This window comes from Cryobacterium sp. TMT1-2-1, assembly GCF_004403955.1.
Taxonomy (GTDB): Bacteria; Actinomycetota; Actinomycetes; order Actinomycetales; family Microbacteriaceae; genus Cryobacterium; species Cryobacterium psychrotolerans.
The window spans coordinates 1-5,674 of record NZ_SOHC01000018.1; the positions used below are offsets into that span (position 1 = coordinate 1).

Annotated in this window: 3 rRNA genes; all 3 read right to left on the reverse strand. The window is 53.4% G+C overall.

Going from position 1 to position 5,674, the window contains the following annotated elements:
- Nucleotides 1–55: 55 nt before the first annotated feature.
- Nucleotides 56–172 (reverse strand): 5S ribosomal RNA (gene rrf / locus E3T33_RS02410).
- Between the two features lie 134 nt (nt 173–306).
- A 23S ribosomal RNA gene (locus tag E3T33_RS02415) occupies nt 307–3,433 on the reverse strand.
- Nucleotides 3,434–3,915: 482 nt separating this feature from the next.
- Nucleotides 3,916–5,434, reverse strand: a 16S ribosomal RNA gene (locus E3T33_RS02420).
- The 16S, 23S and 5S rRNA genes sit together here, the layout of an rRNA operon.
- Between the last annotated feature and the right edge of the window lie 240 nt (nt 5,435–5,674).

Sequence of the window (5,674 nt, forward strand, 5' to 3'; positions counted from 1 at the left end):
CTTAACGCAAAATGGCCACCCTGTGAGGTGGCCATTTTGTTTGTTTCTAAGTTAAGTCCGGCGGTGTCCTACTCTCCCACAGGGTCCCCCCTGCAGTACCATCGGCGCAAAGAGTCTTAGCTTCCGGGTTCGGAATGAGACCGGGCGTTTCCCTCTTGCTATAGCCGCCGAAACACTTTTCGATGTTTCGAACCTATATTTTTTAGTTATAGAGCCCCCAGTGTTTATGAGACACCGTGGGGCGTTGTTCTCGACCGTACATCGAGAACCACATAGTGGACGCAGAGCAGCTTATTCAAACTGAGTGTTATCAAATTATCGGCTTATTAGTACCGGTCAGCTTCAAGAGTCTTTAGTCCTCTCTTCCACATCCGGCCTATCAACGCAGTAGTCTAGCTGCGAGCCTCTCCCCCGAAGGGATGGAAATCTCATCTCGAAGCCGGCTTCCCGCTTAGATGCTTTCAGCGGTTATCCGTTCCGAACGTAGCTAATCAGCGGTGCTCCTGGCGGAACAACTGACACACCAGAGGTTCGTCCATCCCGGTCCTCTCGTACTAGGGATAGATCTTCTCAAATTTCCTGCGCGCGCAGCGGATAGGGACCGAACTGTCTCACGACGTTCTAAACCCAGCTCGCGTACCGCTTTAATGGGCGAACAGCCCAACCCTTGGGACCTACTCCAGCCCCAGGATGCGACGAGCCGACATCGAGGTGCCAAACCATGCCGTCGATATGGACTCTTGGGCAAGATCAGCCTGTTATCCCCGAGGTACCTTTTATCCGTTGAGCGACAGCGCTTCCACAAGCCACTGCCGGATCACTAGTCCCGACTTTCGTCCCTGCTCGACTTGTCAGTCTCACAGTCAAGCTCCCTTGTGCACTTACACTCGACACCTGATTGCCAACCAGGTTGAGGGAACCTTTGGGCGCCTCCGTTACTTTTTAGGAGGCAACCGCCCCAGTTAAACTACCCACCAGGCACTGTCCCTGAACCGGATTACGGTTCGAAGTTAGATATCCAATATGACCAGAGTGGTATTTCAACGTTGACTCCACCTGAACTAGCGTCCAAGCTTCACAGTCTCCCACCTATCCTACACAAGCCACACCGAACACCAATACCAAGCTGTAGTAAAGGTCACGGGGTCTTTCCGTCCTGCTGCGCGTAACGAGCATCTTTACTCGTAATGCAATTTCGCCGAGTTCGCGGTTGAGACAGCTGGGAAGTCGTTACGCCATTCGTGCAGGTCGGAACTTACCCGACAAGGAATTTCGCTACCTTAGGATGGTTATAGTTACCACCGCCGTTTACTGGGGCTTAAATTCTGAGCTTCGCTTGCGCTAACCCTTCCTCTTAACCTTCCAGCACCGGGCAGGCGTCAGTCCGTATACATCGTCTTGCGACTTGGCACGGACCTGTGTTTTTAGTAAACAGTCGCTTCCCACTGGTCTCTGCGGCCTTCGAACGCTCCAGGAGTAAATCCCTTCACGCCTCAGGCCCCCCTTCTCCCGAAGTTACGGGGGCATTTTGCCGAGTTCCTTAACCACGATTCTCTCGATCTCCTTAGTATTCTCTACCTGATCACCTGAGTCGGTTTGGGGTACGGGTGACTTGAACCTCGCGTCGATGCTTTTCTTGGCAGCATAGGATCACTGATTTCGCCCTTACGGGCTACCCATCGGGTCTCAGCCTTATATGAGAGACGGATTTGCCTATCTCTCGGCCTACATCCTTAGACCGGGACAACCATCGCCCGGCTCAGCTACCTTCCTGCGTCACACCTGTTAATACGCTAACCGCACCAGCATAGGGTCGTGCGCTAGGCCCACCCCCGCAGCCCGAAGGCATTGGTCAGTGGGATTCAGACACTTAGCATTACTGAATTAGCTTGGACGGTTCTTCATCAGTACGGGAATATAAACCCGTTGTCCATCGACTACGCCTGTCGGCCTCGCCTTAGGTCCCGACTTACCCAGGGCGGATTAGCCTGGCCCTGGAAACCTTGATCTTTCGGAGGACGGGTTTCTCACCCGTCTTTCGCTACTCATGCCTGCATTCTCACTCGTGTAGCCTCCACGGCTGGTTTACACCGCCGCTTCGCTGGCCACACGACGCTCTCCTACCCATCAACACGGCTGAACCAACCACACAAGGTGGCGGCTTACCAAAAATATTAATGCCACAACTTCGGTGGCGTGCTTGAGCCCCGTTACATTGTCGGCGCGGAATCACTTGACCAGTGAGCTATTACGCACTCTTTCAAGGGTGGCTGCTTCTAAGCCAACCTCCTGGTTGTCTGTGCAACTCCACATCCTTTCCCACTTAGCACGCGCTTTGGGACCTTAGTTGGTGGTCTGGGTTGTTTCCCTCTCGACGATGAAGCTTATCCCCCACCGTCTCACTGCTGCGCTCTCACTTACCGGCATTCGGAGTTTGGCTGACGTCAGTAAGCTTTTGGGCCCCATCGGCCATCCAGTAGCTCTACCTCCGGCAAGAAACACGCAACGCTGCACCTAAATGCATTTCGGAGAGAACCAGCTATCACGAAGTTTGATTGGCCTTTCACCCCTATCCACAGCTCATCCCCTCCATTTTCAACTGAAGTGGGTTCGGTCCTCCACGACGTCTTACCGTCGCTTCAACCTGGCCATGGATAGATCACTTCGCTTCGGGTCTAGGACATGCGACTGAATCGCCCTATTCAGACTCGCTTTCGCTACGCATTCCCCTCTCGGGTTAAGCTCGCCACATATCACTAACTCGCAGGCTCATTCTTCAAAAGGCACGCTGTCACCAGAACAAAGCTGGCTCCAACGGTTTGTAAGCAAACGGTTTCAGGTACTATTTCACTCCCCTCCCGGGGTACTTTTCACCTTTCCCTCACGGTACTTGTTCACTATCGGTCATGTAGGAGTATTTAGGCTTATCAGGTGGTCCTGACGGATTCACACGGGATTTCTCGGGCCCCGTGCTACTTGGGATACTCTTCGGGCGATTGCTGCATTTCGACTACGGGGTTCGCACCCTCTATGACCAGGCTTTCAATCCTGTTCGTCTATACAACGTTCTAACCCTCACTGTTCGGCAGAAGCAGCAGAAAAGTCCCGCAACCCCGACCATGCAACGCCTGCCGGCTATCACACATGATCGGTTTAGCCTCATCCGGTTTCGCTCGCCACTACTAACGGAATCACTGTTGTTTTCTCTTCCTGTGGGTACTGAGATGTTTCACTTCCCCACGTTCCCTCTACCCGCCCTATATATTCAGGCGGGAGTCACCAGGTCACCTTGCGGGCCTGGCGGGGTTTCCCCATTCGGAAATCCTCGGATCAAAGTTCGTTTATCAACTCCCCGAGGCTTATCGCAGATTACTACGTCCTTCTTCGGCTCTACATGCCAAGGCATTCACCGTTTGCTCTTAGAAATTTGAAATCACATGAGTTTGAATCGATTAAGTGTCGCGAATAAATTCGCGACCGAAATTGACCAATGATCAACGCATCAGTTCCCGAAGGAACGATATTTGCGTTGGTCTTTGTAATTTGCGGACCAAAAGGTCCGTCAAATTTAAGATGCTCGCGTCCACTGTGTAGTTCTCAAAGTACGGGCGGTACCTCCGCTCATCCCCGAATGATGGGAACAAGAAAAGGTCCAGAAGGAAAGGATCAAAGCCGGACTAGCCGGCTTGTTCCGGTCCCTCAGGACCCAACAGCGTGCATATGCGAACCCGCCAGGACCAACCCGTTCCATCTGCCGCGTTGTAAACAACGCTGCAGAGTACTGAGATCGAACCGTTTGGTTCCGCATCAATGTCAATGTTCCACCCATGAGCGCCACCGGAAAACGTATGTTTCCGAAATGGCTTGGCACCTGTGATCTCCCTGTATACCGGGGAGAGGTGCTGTGCTCCTTAGAAAGGAGGTGATCCAGCCGCACCTTCCGGTACGGCTACCTTGTTACGACTTAGTCCTAATCACCGATCCCACCTTCGACAGCTCCTTCCTTGCGGTTAGGCCACTGGCTTCGGGTGTTACCGACTTTCATGACTTGACGGGCGGTGTGTACAAGGCCCGGGAACGTATTCACCGCAGCGTTGCTGATCTGCGATTACTAGCGACTCCGACTTCATGAGGTCGAGTTGCAGACCTCAATCCGAACTGAGACCGGCTTTTTGGGATTCGCTCCACCTTACGGTATTGCAGCCCTTTGTACCGGCCATTGTAGCATGCGTGAAGCCCAAGACATAAGGGGCATGATGATTTGACGTCATCCCCACCTTCCTCCGAGTTGACCCCGGCAGTATCCCATGAGTTCCCACCATTACGTGCTGGCAACATAGGACGAGGGTTGCGCTCGTTGCGGGACTTAACCCAACATCTCACGACACGAGCTGACGACAACCATGCACCACCTGTATAGAGACCTTGCGGGGCGACTGTTTCCAGCCGTTTCCTCTATATGTCAAGCCTTGGTAAGGTTCTTCGCGTTGCATCGAATTAATCCGCATGCTCCGCCGCTTGTGCGGGCCCCCGTCAATTCCTTTGAGTTTTAGCCTTGCGGCCGTACTCCCCAGGCGGGGAACTTAATGCGTTAGCTGCGACACGGAGACCGTGGAATGGTCCCCACATCTAGTTCCCAACGTTTACGGCATGGACTACCAGGGTATCTAATCCTGTTCGCTCCCCATGCTTTCGCTCCTCAGCGTCAGTTACGGCCCAGAGATCTGCCTTCGCCATTGGTGTTCCTCCTGATATCTGCGCATTCCACCGCTACACCAGGAATTCCAATCTCCCCTACCGCACTCTAGTCTGCCCGTACCCACTGCAGGCCCGAGGTTGAGCCTCGGGTTTTCACAGCAGACGCGACAAACCGCCTACGAGCTCTTTACGCCCAATAATTCCGGACAACGCTTGCACCCTACGTATTACCGCGGCTGCTGGCACGTAGTTAGCCGGTGCTTTTTCTGCAGGTACCGTCACTTTCGCTTCTTCCCTACTAAAAGAGGTTTACAACCCGAAGGCCTTCGTCCCTCACGCGGCGTTGCTGCATCAGGCTTTCGCCCATTGTGCAATATTCCCCACTGCTGCCTCCCGTAGGAGTCTGGGCCGTGTCTCAGTCCCAGTGTGGCCGGTCACCCTCTCAGGCCGGCTACCCGTCGTCGCCTTGGTGAGCCATTACCTCACCAACTAGCTGATAGGCCGCGAGCTCATCCTTGACCAAAATTCTTTCCACCCCCAGGAGATGCCTCCGAGGGTCGTATCCGGTATTAGACGTCGTTTCCAACGCTTATCCCAGAGTCAAGGGCAGATTGCTCACGTGTTACTCACCCGTTCGCCACTGATCCAAGAAGCAAGCTTCTCTTCACCGTTCGACTTGCATGTGTTAAGCACGCCGCCAGCGTTCGTCCTGAGCCAGGATCAAACTCTCCGTAAATGTTTGATTGCACGAAACCCGAAGGCAACGGCACATCTAGTGCAGAAAGCCGCCGGAATGGGCGAACAATCTGCAAGTTTGAAACTGACAGAACAAATCATTACTGACTTGCTTTGTTGTTTAAATGTTTTCCAAAGGAATCTCTTGGCATTCACCCGCTAGAAACGGGATCCAACCACGAGGTTTTTGGCATTTGACATTGTGCACGCTGTTGAGTTCTCAAGGATCGGACGCACCCAG